The organism is Corynebacterium xerosis NBRC 16721 = ATCC 373, assembly GCF_001552415.1.
GTDB classification, from domain to species: Bacteria; Actinomycetota; Actinomycetes; order Mycobacteriales; family Mycobacteriaceae; genus Corynebacterium; species Corynebacterium xerosis.
The window spans coordinates 276,344-291,803 of sequence record NZ_BCRD01000001.1; the positions used below are offsets into that span (position 1 = coordinate 276,344).

16 protein-coding genes are annotated in these 15,460 nt (G+C 68.1%); 5 read left to right on the forward strand and 11 right to left on the reverse strand.

The genetic code is table 11. From position 1 onward, the window contains the following. Nucleotides 1-42 precede the first annotated feature (42 nt). The 3 genes from CX1_RS01310 to CX1_RS01320 form a co-directional block, all read right to left on the reverse strand. Nucleotides 43-468: a VOC family protein gene (locus CX1_RS01310; RefSeq protein WP_046649740.1), complete on the reverse strand. Its 426-nt coding sequence runs from the start codon at nt 466-468 to the stop codon at nt 43-45. A gap of 153 nt (nt 469-621) precedes the next feature. Beyond that, the gene (locus CX1_RS01315; protein WP_160298003.1) at nt 622-1,821 is read right to left on the reverse strand and encodes an McrC family protein; all 1,200 of its coding nucleotides are present in this window, start codon (nt 1,819-1,821) and stop codon (nt 622-624) included. A gap of 14 nt (nt 1,822-1,835) precedes the next feature. Further along, the gene (locus tag CX1_RS01320; RefSeq protein ID WP_169793202.1) at nt 1,836-3,899 is read right to left on the reverse strand and encodes an McrB family protein; all 2,064 of its coding nucleotides are present in this window, start codon (nt 3,897-3,899) and stop codon (nt 1,836-1,838) included. Between the two features lie 876 nt (nt 3,900-4,775). Here CX1_RS01320 and CX1_RS01325 point away from each other — a divergent pair. Then, entirely contained in the window at nt 4,776-5,540 is a 765-nt protein-coding gene (locus CX1_RS01325) for an isocitrate lyase/PEP mutase family protein (protein WP_060925155.1), read from the forward strand. Nucleotides 5,541-5,554: 14 nt separating this feature from the next. Here the strand turns inward: CX1_RS01325 and CX1_RS01330 are convergent, their stop codons facing one another. Further along, nucleotides 5,555-6,028: a hypothetical protein gene (locus tag CX1_RS01330; RefSeq protein ID WP_046649736.1), complete on the reverse strand. Its 474-nt coding sequence runs from the start codon at nt 6,026-6,028 to the stop codon at nt 5,555-5,557. 66 nt (nt 6,029-6,094) lie between these two features. Here CX1_RS01330 and CX1_RS01335 point away from each other — a divergent pair, with 66 nt between their 5' ends. Then, nucleotides 6,095-6,811 carry a hypothetical protein gene (locus CX1_RS01335; protein ID WP_146780769.1) on the forward strand — a complete coding sequence of 239 codons (717 nt, stop codon included), beginning with the start codon at nt 6,095-6,097 and terminating at the stop codon, nt 6,809-6,811. Between the two features lie 109 nt (nt 6,812-6,920). After that, the gene (locus CX1_RS01340; protein WP_046649734.1) at nt 6,921-7,292 is read left to right on the forward strand and encodes a zinc ribbon domain-containing protein YjdM; all 372 of its coding nucleotides are present in this window, start codon (nt 6,921-6,923) and stop codon (nt 7,290-7,292) included. 62 nt (nt 7,293-7,354) lie between these two features. Here the strand turns inward: CX1_RS01340 and CX1_RS01345 are convergent, their stop codons facing one another. The 4 genes from CX1_RS01345 to CX1_RS01360 form a co-directional block, all read right to left on the reverse strand. Beyond that, the gene (locus CX1_RS01345) at nt 7,355-7,891 is read right to left on the reverse strand and encodes a hypothetical protein (protein ID WP_146780767.1); all 537 of its coding nucleotides are present in this window, start codon (nt 7,889-7,891) and stop codon (nt 7,355-7,357) included. Between the two features lie 204 nt (nt 7,892-8,095). Next, nucleotides 8,096-8,788, reverse strand: coding sequence for a type 1 glutamine amidotransferase domain-containing protein (locus CX1_RS01350; RefSeq protein ID WP_046649732.1), 693 nt, complete (start codon nt 8,786-8,788; stop codon nt 8,096-8,098). Beyond that, complete coding sequence (locus CX1_RS01355) at nt 8,785-9,873, reverse strand: tocopherol cyclase family protein (protein WP_060925156.1); 1,089 nt, start codon at nt 9,871-9,873, stop codon at nt 8,785-8,787. Before CX1_RS01355 ends, CX1_RS01350 begins: the two co-directional genes overlap by 4 nt. Nucleotides 9,874-9,913: 40 nt before the next feature. After that, the gene (locus CX1_RS01360) at nt 9,914-10,546 is read right to left on the reverse strand and encodes a hypothetical protein (RefSeq protein ID WP_046649731.1); all 633 of its coding nucleotides are present in this window, start codon (nt 10,544-10,546) and stop codon (nt 9,914-9,916) included. Nucleotides 10,547-10,648: 102 nt separating this feature from the next. Between CX1_RS01360 and CX1_RS01365 the strand changes: the two genes are divergently transcribed. After that, nucleotides 10,649-11,338, forward strand: a complete 690-nt coding sequence (locus tag CX1_RS01365; RefSeq protein WP_046649730.1) for a DUF5701 family protein — start codon at nt 10,649-10,651, stop codon at nt 11,336-11,338. A 51-nt stretch (nt 11,339-11,389) separates the two neighbouring features. After that, nucleotides 11,390-12,619, forward strand: coding sequence for a PQQ-dependent sugar dehydrogenase (locus tag CX1_RS01370; RefSeq protein ID WP_046649729.1), 1,230 nt, complete (start codon nt 11,390-11,392; stop codon nt 12,617-12,619). 21 nt (nt 12,620-12,640) lie between these two features. Here the strand turns inward: CX1_RS01370 and CX1_RS01375 are convergent, their stop codons facing one another. The 3 genes from CX1_RS01375 to CX1_RS01385 form a co-directional block, all read right to left on the reverse strand. Continuing rightward, entirely contained in the window at nt 12,641-13,261 is a 621-nt protein-coding gene (locus CX1_RS01375; RefSeq protein WP_060925157.1) for an NAD(P)-dependent oxidoreductase, read from the reverse strand. A gap of 99 nt (nt 13,262-13,360) precedes the next feature. Then, nucleotides 13,361-13,771 (reverse strand): hypothetical protein, encoded by a 411-nt coding sequence (locus CX1_RS01380; RefSeq protein WP_046649728.1) that lies wholly within the window; start codon nt 13,769-13,771, stop codon nt 13,361-13,363. Between the two features lie 99 nt (nt 13,772-13,870). Then, a complete protein-coding gene (locus tag CX1_RS01385) occupies nt 13,871-15,229 on the reverse strand; it encodes an MFS transporter (protein ID WP_082718969.1) in 1,359 nt (452 codons plus the stop codon). Nucleotides 15,230-15,460 lie beyond the last annotated feature (231 nt).

The following is a 15,460-nucleotide window of genomic DNA, read 5'->3' on the forward strand; positions in this document are numbered from 1 at the left end:
GGCCGGCGGAGTGGCGCCCGCCGGTCAATCGAGCGGCGGCGGTCAGCCGTGTTCCGGCTCCACGTTGAAGGCCCACATGATCCCGAACTTGTCGAAGACCTGCCCGTAGTATGCGCCCCACGGCGCCTGTTCGAAGGGCATGTTCACGGTGCCGCCGGCGGCGACGAGCGCATCGATCTTCGCGCGGGCCTCGTCGACGTCGTCGAACTCGTAGAGCAGCGAGTAGATCGACCCCTGCACGACGTATTCCTCGCCGGGCATGCCGTCGCCGCCGGTGATGGTGCCGCCGGGCAGGTCCAGCTTCGCGTGGGCGACCAGGTTCGGGTCCGGCTCGAAGGGCATGCCCTCCATTGGTTCGTTGTCGCCGTACTTCATCAGGTTCAGATCGCCCCCGAACACCTCGTGGTAGTGGGCGAATGCCTCCGCAGCGTTGCCGGGGAATGCGATGTAGGTGGACAGGTTGGCCATGGTCGGCTCCTTCGCTCGTGGACGCCAAGGTGAGTGGCGTGCCTCACATTATGCGCCTGTCGGGGGCCGGGTGCGAGGGGCAATTTCACCGTCGGCGGGCGTTGCTTTACGACGCCGCCGTCACCCGTCGAGCCGACGGCCACAATGTCCCGATCACTGTCGATTCGAATGCTCCGCGCGGGTGCGTGCACGGCGCATGGCGGCCGTCACTCCGTCCGCGAGTGAATGGATCTGATCCTCGACCTGAGCGGGGGTTCCCGATAAATCGAGTGCGTGCACGGTGAGTCTCTTGTCGGTGTTGCGGATCCGCACGGTCCTTTGCGAGCCCCCGGGGTCCGAGCCGCAGTAGATGAGGATCCCCTCGGGCAGGCCGAGGGACGTGACGTACGCGAGGAGCTGGTAGTAGTCCTGGCTCCGGGCTCGGGCGTCGGTGGTGATCTTGTACTTGACGTCGCCGACGAAATTGGTGGCGCCATCGGTCGAGGTGAAGACGAGATCCGGCTGCATCGGGATTTGGCGACCCACGCCGAGGTGGTGGGTCGGTTCGCCCTTGACAATGGCCCGTCCGCGAAGCACCCGTCGCAGGCGTTCGGTCACGAACCGCTGGAATAGATCATTCATGTCCACCGTGAAGGATTGCGCAGAGTTGGCGCCTTCGGTGTCCATCAAAGTCAGGTTGGCGAGGATGAGCCGAGCGAGCCGCAATGCCGGCTCATAGTGCTGATTGAGTCGATTCCATGTGATGGCGTCGATGTCGCCGGGGGAGACCGAAACGTCATCGACGTCCTCCAGAGCGGAAACGTGCCCCAACAAAAGCCGACGGATCGCAGGGGAGATGCGTGGTGCACGCAGCGACTTTCGGACCGCGGCCTTGAGTGCCCGATTTTCCGGCGTGTTTTGCGAGTACTCGTCGAAGCTGCAGGCCACAGGGGACGATGTCCCTCCCATCCGAAACTGCCCGGTGAAATCCATGCGGCCCCGCAGTGCGATCAATTCGTCGCGGCGCGACTCGTACGACCGCAGTATTCCGCGGCCCAAAGTCGTCTCGACGGTTTTGGCGAAGAAGGAAATCACGGCCGGCAGCAGATCCGGGGAGGCGCCGTAGTCGAAGGATTCTCGGCGCCACGCGTTTGGAGGAAGCCCGGGCTCCAGCAGAAGAAACAGATTTTCGGCGTTGATCTTCGGGCGAATCAGCAATTCGACGCCATCGACCACCAGCGACCCGACGAAGGATGACGCCGTCACCCGCCAGGAATCACCGGCGAGGGGGCTGACGGTGACGAAACCGGTTCGCTGCAGTGCTGCGGCTTGGCGACCGGTGAGGTCGAGATCCACGAAGGAGTACTCGCTCAAGACGACCATCGTCGTCAGCCTTCCGTAACGGGTGTTGCGGAATCCTCCGCAATCGATTCTTCTGCGACGTTCTCGAATCGGGCCCAGACCCGGTCAAAACCGAATCGGTCGATGAGTTCCGGATCCCCGAAGAACTGATCTTCGATGAACGGCGCGATGTTGTACTCCCAGATGCGCCGCATCGTGTCCTTGTTCAATCCGCGTTTCATGAAATGGCTCGCACCCAGCTGCAGGTGCGGTCCGCCGAGTTCGATTTCGAGTTCGTCGTTGACCTGTGCGACGAGTTCACCCACCCATGCGGGCTCGTCGTTGCGTTCCAACCATTTCTCCAGGAGCCCGGACATCTTTCCGTGATTGGGGAAGAAGGGGACGAAGTGGAAGCGACGGCGCAATGCGGCGTCGACCAACGCGATGGATCGATCCGCCGTGTTCATCGTGCCGATGAACCAGACGTTCTTGGGCAGCACGAATGGATCGTCGGGCCGGTACAACGTGCGGACCGGGGTGTCCCGGTATTCGAGGAGGAACAGAAGTTCGCCGAGGACCTTCGGCAGATTCGCCCGATTGATCTCGTCGATGATCATGATGTGACGGGCCCTCGAGGATTCCGCCGCGCGAGCGGCGAGGTCTGCGAGAGGGCCCCGCTTCAGCTGATACGTCATCGCGCCTTCGACGTCGGTTTCCGGGCGGTATCCCTCGAAGAAGTCCTCGTACGACGTCGAGGGATGAAATTGCACGATCGGCCGGCGTTCCACGTCCGGGACGAGCGCCGCGGCCAGCTTTCGGGCGAAGAACGTCTTGCCCGTGCCGGGCGGGCCGTAAAACACGACCTGACCTTTGTCCTTCAGAAGCGCGACGATGTCGTCGATGAACTCCCTGTCGACGAGAAGCTCTTCGGCGAGATCGTCGAGCGGATCGGTTTCGGATTCCGCCTCCACCTCGTCATCGCGCTCGATGAGCCAGTAGAGGAAGGAACCGATTCCCCAGGCGTCGCCCGGGAAATGCCGATCCAGTCGATCGCGCAGCACATCGTTGGACGCGACTTGCAGCTCACCCCGAGACGACGCGGCCGGAGGCTCGATCCCCAGTTCGCGGAGCATTTTCAACTTCCCCTTGGGGCCGTTGTAGGGGTACACCGTGATGAATCGTTCGGGATGGCAGATCGCCAGCAACTTCATGATGACCGATTCCCCGAGGCCCTTGACCCTGAGCTTCTTGTCGCCGCGAACCCGATCGATTCTCGTGGCCACCGGTTCCCCGTCGTCCCAACAGAGGTACGAAATCGTGCGGAGGATGCGTTCGTACTCCGCGTCGTCGGCATCGCGGAGGCTCGTGTTCAGGACGGACATGGGGCCGGTGGAGCCAAATCGTCGCGAGTTCCAGATTCTGCGCAATTCCGCAGTGTCCGTCACCTCCAATTCCATGGGGTCAAGGGTCTTCGCGAAATCCCGCCGGTCGGCGCGGTGCTGTTCGTCGTCTTCCGTCGGGTATCCCGAGGACGTGAATTCGGAGACGAGAGCCGCGAGATCGTCGTCGTCGGCGGACTCCTCGACGTCGCCATTGAGCTGTGCCATCAGCGGGGCGACGTCGCGCGCGGTCCGGACCATTTCGGCGGCGAAGTCCAGCGACGGGATTTCACTGCGGTCGAACCATTTTCCGTAGAGCACCTCGCCGCTGCCTCCACCGACGAAACCCCGGTCGACGCCGATCTTCGATCGACCACCGGCGATGATTTCGTATCCGCCCAGAGGGGACGCCTCGATGATTCCGGCGGCCTCCTCCGTGGCACCGGCGTCGGCATGCGGAAACGGCCGCAGACCAATGGCAATCCCATGCGCATTCAGCCACGCGCGGACGGACAGTCCATAAGTGCCGGGAACGCGCCAGTCCACCCACATATCGCCGCGGGGCCGAAGCTCCTGCCACATGACAGAGGGCTTCTTCGCTTTGAGCGTCCGTCCCGCCGCTTCGGAGATCGCCAACTCGAGCACGGCCCCCAGGCGGGCTGCGACGTTCACCAATGCCTGGGCGTTGTTGCGGAACTGCTCCGGATCCGCGCCCTCGCGCAACTCGTTCACGCGCCATGCGGCGCGGTCGCAGAGGGAATCATCGATGAGCGCGGAGTCGTTGTCTGCCCACCATGCGGCGACTTCTTCGAAGCGGACGATGTCTCCGTCCAACTCCGTGGCGAATCGGTGCAGCTCGCGGTACCGGTCTCCCTGATCTGCGTAAGCAGATATACCCGTGCAGTAGTCCACGTAGTTCGTCGAGTTCGGCCACGCGACGGGCCACGTGTCGGGCCCCTGGAGACCCCAAAAATACGACGCGACGAAAGGCGCGCGCGCCGGGCTCGGGTGCGACCCGACCTTGATGGAATCGAGGTAGTCGGCGAGGCCCTTGATCTTCTCGGCGGCGTCATCGATGTCCGTGGGAGTCTCGAGCGCATCGAGCAATACGGTGATGGCAGCTTCGTGGTCGGGGGCGATTTTGGCGATTTGGTTGATGATCATCTGTCCCGCGACTCCGGAGAATCCGGAGGGAAAGCTCCGGGACCAGCGGTTAGACTCCGATTGGAACGCCGAAAGGTCCCTCGTCCGTCGCAGGGTGTCCAGCAATCGCCGAGCCTCGTCCGCCTGCGGCGTGATGTTGGCGGCGCGCCAACCCCTGCGGAACTCCTCCGATTCCTCCGCGGCACGGATGTGGGCACCGTGCCAGCGCTGGATCAGTTCGCTCTCGTGCGGGTGCAACCGGATTCTCTCGGGCATGGCTCTCCTCTCGAACGCGAACCGCACCTGAACTCCGGTCGCGTTCGGATTCGACCGTCCGACCATTCAGGTCACTGGTTCGAGCTGTCGTCTCCAGTATGCAGCGGTTTCGAGGGTGGTGGGTCTCGCGCTCCCGTCCCCCAGAAAATTTCTCGGGTTGCACCGGTCGATACCTGGCACCATCGGGGCATGTCCACGACTTCGCGGTTCCATGATCTCCACCATCTGGATGAGCCCCTGGTGTTGCCCAACGCCTGGGATCATGCGTCGGCGATGCTGTTCGCCCAGGCGGGTTTCCAGGCAGTCGGCACCACGAGTCTCGGGGTGGCGGCGGCGATGGGGGCGCCGGACGCGAGCGGTCTGGCGCGGGACGCGACGTCGGCCCTCGCGCGGATGTTGCGCACGCTGCCGTGTCCCGTGACCATCGACGTCGAGGATGGCTTTTCCCCGGATCCGGCGGAGGTGGCGGACTTCGTCGCAACCTTGCGGAGCGACGGAATCAATCTGGAGGACGGAACCGGCGGCTCGTTGTCGGATCCTGCGCGCCATGCGGAGAAAATCACGGCGGTGAAGGAACGCTGCCCCGCCCTCTTCGTCAATGCGCGGGTCGACACCTACTGGCTGGGCGAAAAGGCCGACGTCGCCGAAACGTTGCGTCGAGCGCATGCTTACGTCGACGCCGGCGCGGACGGCATTTTCATTCCCGGCAACCTCGACCTGGAGGACCTCGAGGTGTTGTGCCGGGAGATCCCCCGGCCGGTCAACGCGCTGGCGTCGGCCCGCCACTCGGTGCCGGCCCTTGCGGGCGTCGGCGTGCGGAGGGTGTCCACCGGTTCGCTGTTGTACCGGGCCGCGCTCCAGACCGCGGTCGATGTTGCCGCAAACGTCGCGGGCGGTGGATTGGCCCCGTCCGTCATCTCCTACGCCGACGTGGACGCGCTCGCGATTCAGTGACGTCGGCCGGCACCCTACTCCGGCACCGCGACCGTGACGGTGTCGCCGCCGTACCCGTTGGCCTGGTCGCGGCCTTCGACCACCACCTCGTCGACGCCGTCAGGGATCGCGAACGGCCCGCGCGAACGGGTGAGCGGCTGCTCATCGGCGTGGTCGTGGGCGAGGTCGTGTTCGGCGAGCACCTCGCCGTCGGCGGTCATCACGCGCCACCCGTCGGCGTAGCGCTCCGGGGTGTCGTACGGCGAGGAGATGGTCACCGCGATCCGGAGCTCGTCGCCGCTGCGGGTCAGCTCGGCGTCGAGGACGTCCGGGAACTCCTGGTCGCTTGCGGCTGACGAGCTGTGTTCGGTGGCGTCGGCGTCGTCAAGCACGGACTGCGTGGTGCCGGTCGGCGCATCGCTTTCCGACGGCCCGCCGCATCCCGCAAGCGCCGTCACCGCCACGAGTCCCGTGGAAACCAGTGCCGTGGCGAAGGTGCGTCGTCTCATGGCGCCGACGGTAGCAGCGACGTCGATTGCGTTCGGCACGAAAAGTCGGCGGGTATGTTGTGGGGCATGAGCATGGGAAATCTGCGTTCACGGTTCCGGGGCGCCGCGGTCGCGGTCGCGGCGGCCGCTCTGCTGGCGGGATGCGCGGACGGCGCCGATGGCGGCAACGATGCAAGCGCCGGGGACGGGGGAACGGCCGCGGAGAATACCGCTCAGCCGGCCGGCGCGAACGGGGGCGACGGCGGGTCCGGCGACGGGGGAGCCGAGGACCGACCGAATCCGACGTTCGATGATGAGCCGGATACGCAGGGCGACTCCGACGAACGGGACGAGCCCGCCCGGTCGAGCGGCTCGGAGGGCAGGGCCGACATCCCGTCGGATCCGTCGCCCGTGCAGACCGTCAAGCCGCAGTCCGGGGGCGTCGCCGTGTTCACGACGCCGTCGGGGAACATCAGCTGCGGCATCTCGTCGGCGGGGCTGCGGTGCGGGATCGCCAGCTACAACGACAATATGCCCTACGGGGAGGCCCGCACCGGCGGCCCGATCGACAGCGTGAGCATCACCGACGGCAATGCTTCCATGTTCGCGAGCAGCGACGTCCCGCCGTGGAGCACCGGAGCTTTCGGCGCCGGCGACACCCTGTCCCCGCAGGTCGTCGGCTACGGCGAGGCGGTGTCCCACGGCGACTTCGTGTGCTTGTCCGAGCAGACGGGATTGACCTGCTGGGACACCGCGTCCGGCGTGGGCGCGTTCATGTCCAGGGAAAAGACCGAACTGTTCTAGGGGCGCGTCGCCGGCCGACGACCATCGCCTTCCGCCCGATGAAGCCGATCAGATTCCATCTCTCATCCGACTCTTCCCCCACCTCTCATCCGACAATTGGAGCAATGACATGACCGAGCCAGCCACCGACCAGATCCCGCCGTGCCCCGAGTGCGCCAGCGAGTACACCTACGAGTCCGGTTCGTCGGTCATCTGCCCGATGTGCGGCCATGAGTGGGTGCCCGGCGAAGCCGAATCAGCGGAGGCCGACGCCGCGTCCGCGTCGGTGGTCAAGGACGCCGTGGGCAACGTGCTGTCCGACGGCGACGACGTCTCCGTGGTGAAGTCACTCAAGGTCAAGGGCGGCGGCGCGATCAAGATCGGCACGAAGGTGACCAACATCCGCCTGCTCGAGGATCCCGTCGACGGCCACGACATCGACGCGAAGGTCCCCGGGGCGGGGCAGATGTACCTGAAGTCGAGCGTGGTGAAGAAGCTGTAGGGCCACGCTTCACGACGGCCCGGCGCACTGCCCGGTGGCGATCGCCGGCGCCGGACTCCGGCTCAGAGGAAGCCCCGGCGCGCGAGATCCATCGCACCGTCGAGGAACCTGGCGACGTCCTCTCGCGGAGTTCCCTTCATGTTCGGGATCCGGATCGCCGACATCGGCCGTTCGCCGCCGAGCAACGCCCGGCTGCGTCCGGGATCAAGCACTTTTTGCGCGTGCGGCGGCAGCAGCGCGGCCCGTCGGCTGCCGTGCCCGGTGAGGGGGAGGACCAGGGTGAGGGAGCGGCCTTCGTCGTAAAGCGACTGTTCCATCCGCGATGTCGTCGGCGCGACGTCGGTCCACGAGATCGGACCGACGCCGCCGATGGTGAGGCCGCGGCGGTCTACCACCCATTGCGATTCGCGGGAGAAGAGGCTGATGCGGGCCAGCGTGCCCGCGATGAGGAGGCCGAAGCCGGTGACCCCGAACGCCGCGAGCCCCACCTCCGCGGCACCCGCGAGCACGAGGATCACGCCGGCCAGCGAAATCAGCAGCGCGACGCCCGCGATCCCCGCCGCGATCGAGCGCAGCTCAAATCGCTTCGGCTCGAGCATAACGGTGCCGTTGGCGCGCAGCTCTCGCCACAGGTCATCGGGGGTCCGGGAGGCGGTCGCCGGGGACGGGCCGCCCCTGCCCGGGAGGTGGTCGGCCATGGTGATCCTCGTGGGTCGGGGGCGGGTGCTCGGGTGCGGGCGGGAATGCGGGCCATGGCCCCCACCACGTCATCGGCGAGGGCATAGATCCGACCGCCGACGGCGTCAGGCGCCCAGCGCCTCGACGATCTTTTCGGCGGTCTTCGTCGCCGACGTCGGGTTCTGCCCCGTGATCAGGGTGCCGTCGGCGACCACGTGCGGGCCGAAGGGAATCGGGTTCTTCCCGTAATCGGCTCCGCGCGCCTTCATCTCGGCCTCGACGTCGTAGGGGACCAGCTTTGCGACGCCCGCCGCCACCTCTTCCCGCCAGGAAAAGCCGGTCAGCGCGCGACCGTCGACGAGGCGGGCGCCATCGGACAGCGTCACGTCCAACAGCCCGCAGTAGCCGTGGCACACGGCGCCGACGACGCCGCCGCGCTCGAAAATTTCCCGGGTCAGCCGCTGCAGGCCCTCGCTGGACTGGAAATCGAACATGGTGCCGTGGCCGCCGGTGAAGTAGATCGCGTCGAAATCGGCGGAGTCGAGGTCATCGGGGCTCGCGGTGTCGCCGAACAGCGCCATGCGCGCCGGGTCCCCGTGCCACGCCTTCGCGGAGGAGTCGTAGAACGGGAACTTCAGCGACTTGGGCTCGAGGGGGACGAACCCGCCGGCCGGGCTGACCAGGGTCTGCTCGAAACCGTGCTGCTCGAAGACGTCCCACGCGTGGGTGAGTTCGGACAGCCACAGTCCGGTGGGGACGTCGGGGTCGGTCTCGTAACGGTCGACGTTGGTGGCGACGTGGAGGATTCGCTTGGTCATCGGATGCTCCCATGATTGTCGGGGTCGATTGGCATGGACGGCGGGGCGTGGGTCAGGGTGTCGTCCAGTCCGCGGCGGCGGAGCTCGGCGCGGGCGCGGTCAAGGCCACCGTGCTCGAGTGCGGCCAGGGACGTCGTGCCCGTCCAGACGTGCTTGCCGAACCGCGACACCGTGACCTCCAAATCGCCCACGAGATGCTCGAGGTCGCCGGGGGTGTTGCGGTGCTCGCTGGGCAACGGTACCGGCAGGACGAATGCCTGGTCCAGGGGAGCGGACGCCTCGACCTCGATGCGCCAGCCGAAGCCCCGGCCCGACAGCCTCCACTCCTCGTCGGCGGTGGTCGTGGTCACGGGACTGACGACGGGATCGCCGAGGCGGATGACGCGGCCGTCGGGAAGCATGACCACCAGCGCGGTCACCTCGACCTTCATCGGCCCCGAGGTGACCAGCCCACCGGCGAACGCCAGCGACGCGCCGGGCTCGTCGAAGCCCTGCGCCTGACCCCACCACCAGGAAACCGGGAAGCCCTCGCGGCCCCAGTTCTTCTCCGAGTAGACCTGCGCGCCGTCGAACTCCCAGGTCCCGCCGTCGATGGTCGCGGTGCCCGACGCGCGGCCGCCCGGCAGCCACGGGTGCCAGTATTGGTTGAGCGCCGGGATGGTCTGGAAGACGCTCGAACCGCCGGCGATCTTGTGCGGCCACGGGGCCAGTTCATGGAAGGTCACGTCGAGCCGGGCGTCCTCGCCGAGATCGACGTGGAGTTCACGGTCGTTGCCCTCGAAGGCGGGGCGTCCGTCACCCGCTTCGGAAAATCCGCCCCGAACCCCGAGGCCGTCCGGGTCGGTCCAGGAACCGTCGAGGGCCTCGGTGCGCACGAATCCGTTGGGCCACGACGCCAGTCCGATCGTCGACCACGTGCCGTCAGGCCCCTTGTTCGCGCCGCACAGGGCGATGACCACGCGGCCGGTCTCCGGGTCGGTGATCCGCCAGAAGTACCCCTCCATGGCGACGCCATGATGGGCGCGCCGCGGATCGCCGAACAGGGGGTCGGCTCCGGTGGAACGGTATCGGCGCAGAAACTTCATGCCGCCAGTGAAGCACAGGGGCGGCGGCCCGGGAAGGGGCTCAGGCCCAGTGGTGGCCCGGCCCCGGAGGGGCGCCGAAATCGCGGTGGGCCCGGTCCAATAGTTCGTGCAGGGCTTTCGGGCCGCCGGAGAATCGTCGCAAAGCAATCCGCCCGTGCCCGAACATCGACGCGTTGGCCGAGTCCAACCGGCGCATCGTCGGGGACAAGCCGGCCCGGTACGCGGCGTACGCGCCGGGGACCAGATGCATGAACACCGTGTACTGGCCCTTGAACGGCCAGCGCCCGCCCAGGTACATGCCGGAAAAACCCGTGATGTCCCGCCAGGCGGTCATTGAAACGGTGACGCGCTCGCCCTTCTTCATCCGCTGTTCGGCAAGGCCGTCCCAGGTCAACGTCAGCGCCGCACGCCACCGCATTTGAATGAGCACGCCGACGAAGCCGACGGCGCCGAAGAGCAGCGACAACAGGCCGATCCACACCTCGAGCCCCGTGAACGCCTCGGCCCACTCGTCGGAGGCCTCGATGGTCGCGTACAACATCGCCGCGCCGATGACGATGAACACGATGGCGAAGACGATCAGCAGCAGGGAGTGGCCCACGGATTGCGGGACGTCGACGCGCCCCGTCGTCCGCAGCTGGCGGTGGCGCTCCTCTGCGAGCCGTTTTCCCATGCGGACATGGTACGTGGGGAACATTTCCGTGCGGAGTGGCGTTGGATGGTGTCCATCAGTCGGGTGCGCTGGGCGCATCCGGCGCCGAATGAAGGGGAGCACGTGAACGAAGCGGAAGGTGGCGGCGCCGTGCCGGATTTGGGCTCGTTGGAGCAGCAGGCGCGGCGGTTGGTCGACGTCGGAGCGTTGGCTGCGGCCGTCGGTCGGCTGACGGAAAAGGAGCTTTTCGACGCCGTGGCCGGCCTGGAAGACACGGTTCCGGCCGGATCTCTGCTGGTGGTGTCGGAGGCCGTGCTGCCGGCGTCGGCGCTGGCTCCGCTGTTGCGGCTGCCGGATCCGGCGGGCGGGGAGGACCTGCCCGGGTTCATCGTCGAGGACATGGTCGACGTCGACGCGTTCGCGCCGACGGCGGTGACGATGCCGGAGTCGGTCGTCTACGCGGTGGCCGACCCGGGGCGCGGCGACGAGCTGCGCAATGCGTCGCCGGCCGAGGCGCTCGAGGACATGGCCGCGGTGGGCCGGGAACCGATGACGTTGGCCGAGGGCATCCACTGGGTGCTGCAGGCGCCGGAAGCGCTCGGCCGGAACACGTGCTTCATGACCATCGCGTCGCGCAAGCCCAAGCCCGGCAAGAACGCGACCTTCGATTCGCGCACGCCGGCGCTGTGGATCTCCAACGGCACCGGCCGCGATGGCGCGCAGCGGAAGAACGCGCCGAAGGTCGGTTGGTGCTGGTGGAACAACCGCCACACGTGGCTTGGGTTCGCCTCGACGACGGGGCGAATCGGGTAGGGGCAGCGCGAGGACAGCAGGCCAAGGATTCGACGACCGTAGACTTCGGCCATGCGACGACTTCTCGCCCTCACCGCCGCCGCCTCGCTGCTCGTGGCGGGGTGCTCCGCGCCATCGGACGACACGTCAGGCGCCGGTGGTTCCGGCGGGGACCGGCCCGTCGAGGGCGCCGATTCCGCGGGGGCGGCCGGTGGGACGGCCGACGCGGGGGAATCCGGCCAGCTCGACGAAGGCTTTGCGGTCACCGAACACGGGACCTTCGATGAGGGATGGTCGATGGCTTTCCTGCCCGGCGGGGAGCATCTTCTCGTCGCCGAACGCGGCGGCGGATTGAAGCTCCGCGATCAGGCCACCGGCGGGGTCATCGACGTCGAGGGAGCACCTGAAGTCCGTCATGCCGGGCAGGGCGGCCTGCACGACGTAATCCCGGGACCGACTTTCGCCGACGACGGCACCGTCTACCTCAGCTGGGTGCGCGATCATCCGGATGGCGCACAGGGCGTCGTGGGGCGGGGCACGCTCGACGTCGGCGGCGGGCAACTGAGCGGCCTCGACGTCATCTGGGAGCAGACGCCCGCAGAAGGCAGCGGTCATTTCGCGCTGCGCATGCTCGTGCAGGGCGACCATCTCTTCATCACGACCGGCGATCGCCAGGAGTTCACGCCGGCGCAGGACACGTCGAACAATCTCGGCGCCATCGTCCGGCTCACCCTCGACGGCGAACCCGCGCCGGGCAATCCGTGGGCGGGGGAGGGCGATGACCGGCCCGCCGGCGAAACGGAGGGGGACGACAAGTCCGCGGAACTGTGGAGCATCGGCCACCGCAATCCTCTCGGCATTGCGGAAGACGCCGACGGCGCGATCTGGTCGTCGGAAATGGGCCCGCAGGGCGGCGACGAGCTCAACCGCATCGAGGCCGGCGCGAACTACGGCTGGCCGGAGGCGTCCATGGGCGTCCATTACGGAGGCGACGACATCCCCGACCATTCCGACGGGGATGGCTTCACGGCGCCGTCCGCCCACTGGGTGCCCGCGATGTCCCCGGGCAATCTGATGATCTACCGCGGCTCGCTTTTCGACGGCTGGCGCGGATCCGCCTTGCTCGGCGGGTTGTCCGGGCAGAAGATCGTCCGCGTGGACCTCGACGGGGACCGTGCAACGGTGGCCGAAGAGTGGGACATGGGCGAACGCATCCGCGCCATCGACGAGGCCCCGGATGGTTCGCTGTGGGTCCTCGAAGACGGTGCCGGTGGTCGGCTGCTGCAGCTGCGGCCGAAATAGCCGTGCCGCCTGGGGGCGCAGCTAGCTGGACACGCCCAGGGCCTTGCCGACCGTCTCGTCATCGCCGAGCACGTCGAGGATGCAGGCGGCGAGGTCGGCGCGGGGGATGGAGCCACCGAGGGTGCCCTCGTCGGAGACCTCGAGGGCCCGCCACGTTCCGGTGGCGGGCTTGTCCTTCAGGCCGGTGGGGCGCACGACGGTCCAGTCGAGGTCGGAGGCGAACACGGCGGCCTCCTGCTCGTCGTGGTCGGCCAGGGGCTTGGCCAGCAGGGCGGACATCAGCACGCGCAGCGGGGCGGGCATCTGGGAGCCGGAATCGCCGGCGCCGAGGGAGGACTGGACGACCAGGCGGCGCACGCCGGCGGCGGCCATCGCGGAAATCACCGAACGGGTGATGGTCGCGCGCGCGTTCTTCACGCCCTTCGCGCCGCCGACGGTGACCACGACGGCGTCGGCTCCGGCGAGGGCATCGCGCAGCGTCCCGGAATCGGCGGGGGCGGACGCGTCGGCGGTGACGATCGTCGCCCCGGCCGGGCCGGTGCCGCTGCGGGAGACGACCGTGACATCGTGGTCGGCGTCCATGGCCACCGTCGCCAGCTCCGCGCCGGTGCCCTTCGAACCGCCGATGATGGTGAGCTTCACTGTGCCGTCCTCGTCGTCGTGGTCGTGTTCGTCGTGTTCGTGGTCTTCGAAAATCGTGGTGCGCTGGGCCCGAGAACCTTACCGCGCCCCCGGGCGGCTCTAACCCGTCGCCTGCATCAGCACGAACATGCCGGCCAGCAGGAACGCGACGCCCACGGAGACCAGCAGGGCGTTGAGCAGGAACGTCGGATTCGCCTGGCGGGGCACGCGCACCTCGCCGGGCTCGCCGCCGGGGCCCGGCCGCCCGATCTCGACGTCGACGACCTGGCCGACGTTGCCGGCCGCGAAGTTGCTGTAGAAGGTGTCGGTCACGATGCGCTCGGTGCCGTCCCGGTCGACGACCTTGAGCACCATCGCCCGCAGATCATCGCGGGGCCGCCCCATCGAACCCGTGACCACGGCGGTGGTGCGGAAGCTCCCCGCCGCACGCCGGGTGCGCAGGGCCAGCCACACGACCGCTGCCACGATGGCCAGCACGCCGATCGCGATGAGAATGGACGCCACCAACATCGCCGTCACCTCCCGTCGATGCCCAGGGTAATGCCGATGCCCGGCCGGGTGGGCGGGCGAGTGGCCGTCGTCAAGCGAAAAGCCCTGGAGTCAGCTGCGTCAGCGTCCCGCGAAGATGCCGGCGCGCAGCTGCAGGGCGCGCACCGTCGCCGAACCGACGGCGACGACGGCCAGGACGAACAGCGGCACCGACGGGCCGGCGATGGGCAGCAGCCATTCCAGCAGCACGGGCAGCCCGAAGCCCAGGTAGGTGAACACGTAGAAGATGCCGATGGCCGTGCCCCGGTGCTTCGGCGGCGAGAACGTCTCGATGTCCAGCAGCCCCTCGCGCAGGCACAGCCCGTACGCGGTGCCCAGCAGCATCGACGCGACCAGGAACAGCCACACCGGCGGCGCCTCCGCGCCGAGGCCCGCCAGCGTCATGCCCGCCGCAGCGAACAGGGCTCCGGCGATGCCCGACTTGGGGCCGAACCCGAACTTGCGGCCCAGCGCCTGCGCAGTCAGGGCCGATCCGAACGCGAATACAGCGGCGAGGCCCGGCAGCAGCACCCCGGAGCTGAAGTGCGCGCTGACGCGACCCGCCAGAACGAGGAATGCGGTGGTCACGCACGCGAAGACCCACAGTGTCATGGGCAGGGAGGTGGCCAGCGCAACGCCCATCCCGTGCGGGTGCGCGGGGCGGAGCTCGGGTTCGGTTTCGGGTTGCTTTGCGACGGCCGCGTCCCCGTCGTCCGCCGTTGCCGAGTGACTTCCACCGGGAGCATCGTCGGCCGGGTCACGTCCGGAGGGCGGGTCCAGCTGCACCGGTTCGTGGCGGGCGTCTCCGACGATCGCGGACGCGGCCACCGCCACCAGCGACAAGGCCACCGAGACGATGAACGGAACGGCGATCGTGGCGGAGTCCGGCAGAAAATGGGCCAGCAGCCCCGAGGCGATGGGGCCGGTGGCGAAACCGGAGGTCAGCACGATTCCGGCCATGGTCACGCCGCTCGCGCCGCGCAACCGCCCGGCCCACGCGGTGCCGGCGCTGACTGCCAGACCGACGCCGAGGCCGACGATGAAACGGCCGATCATCAGGCCCGCCGCCCCGTGCCACAGCAGCAGGCTGAGGTTGCCCAGGGCCGCAACGAGGCCGCCGACGAGCACCACCGGGCGCGCGCCGACGCGGTCGGCGATCATCCCGCCGAGCAGCAGGAAGGGCACCAGTCCCAGCGCGTAGATGCCGAAGGCTCCGTTGACCAGGACGGGGGAGTAGTTCTGCTGGTCGCGCAGCACGACGAGCACCGAGGCGAAGTGATTGGCCGCCCAGCCGGCGCTGAGCAGCAGCGCGGCAACGGTGGCGAAGACGAGCCCGGTGCGCGCCGGCGTTCGCGGCTTCCGCACGGCGGCGTCGGCCCGCTTGGCATCGGCTCGCTTGGCGACGGTTCGCCCCGCATTCGTCTCGGCTCGCGCAGTCATGCGTCCTCCTTCGCCTTTCCCGCCACCGTGGTCGGTGGACACACCCGTCCGGTTAACGGGGGTGAACTCCGTGGATAGAGGGCGACTTTACTTCAGGTGTCGCGTGGCTCACATCCGAACCGGAAAGATGGGGCGTCCGCGTCCGCGTCTGCGTCCGGCGCCGATGGCGCCGATGGCGCGGTGGAGCGACGGCGCGCTGCGTAGGCTGGGCGCAACTCGGGCCGTCGTCCG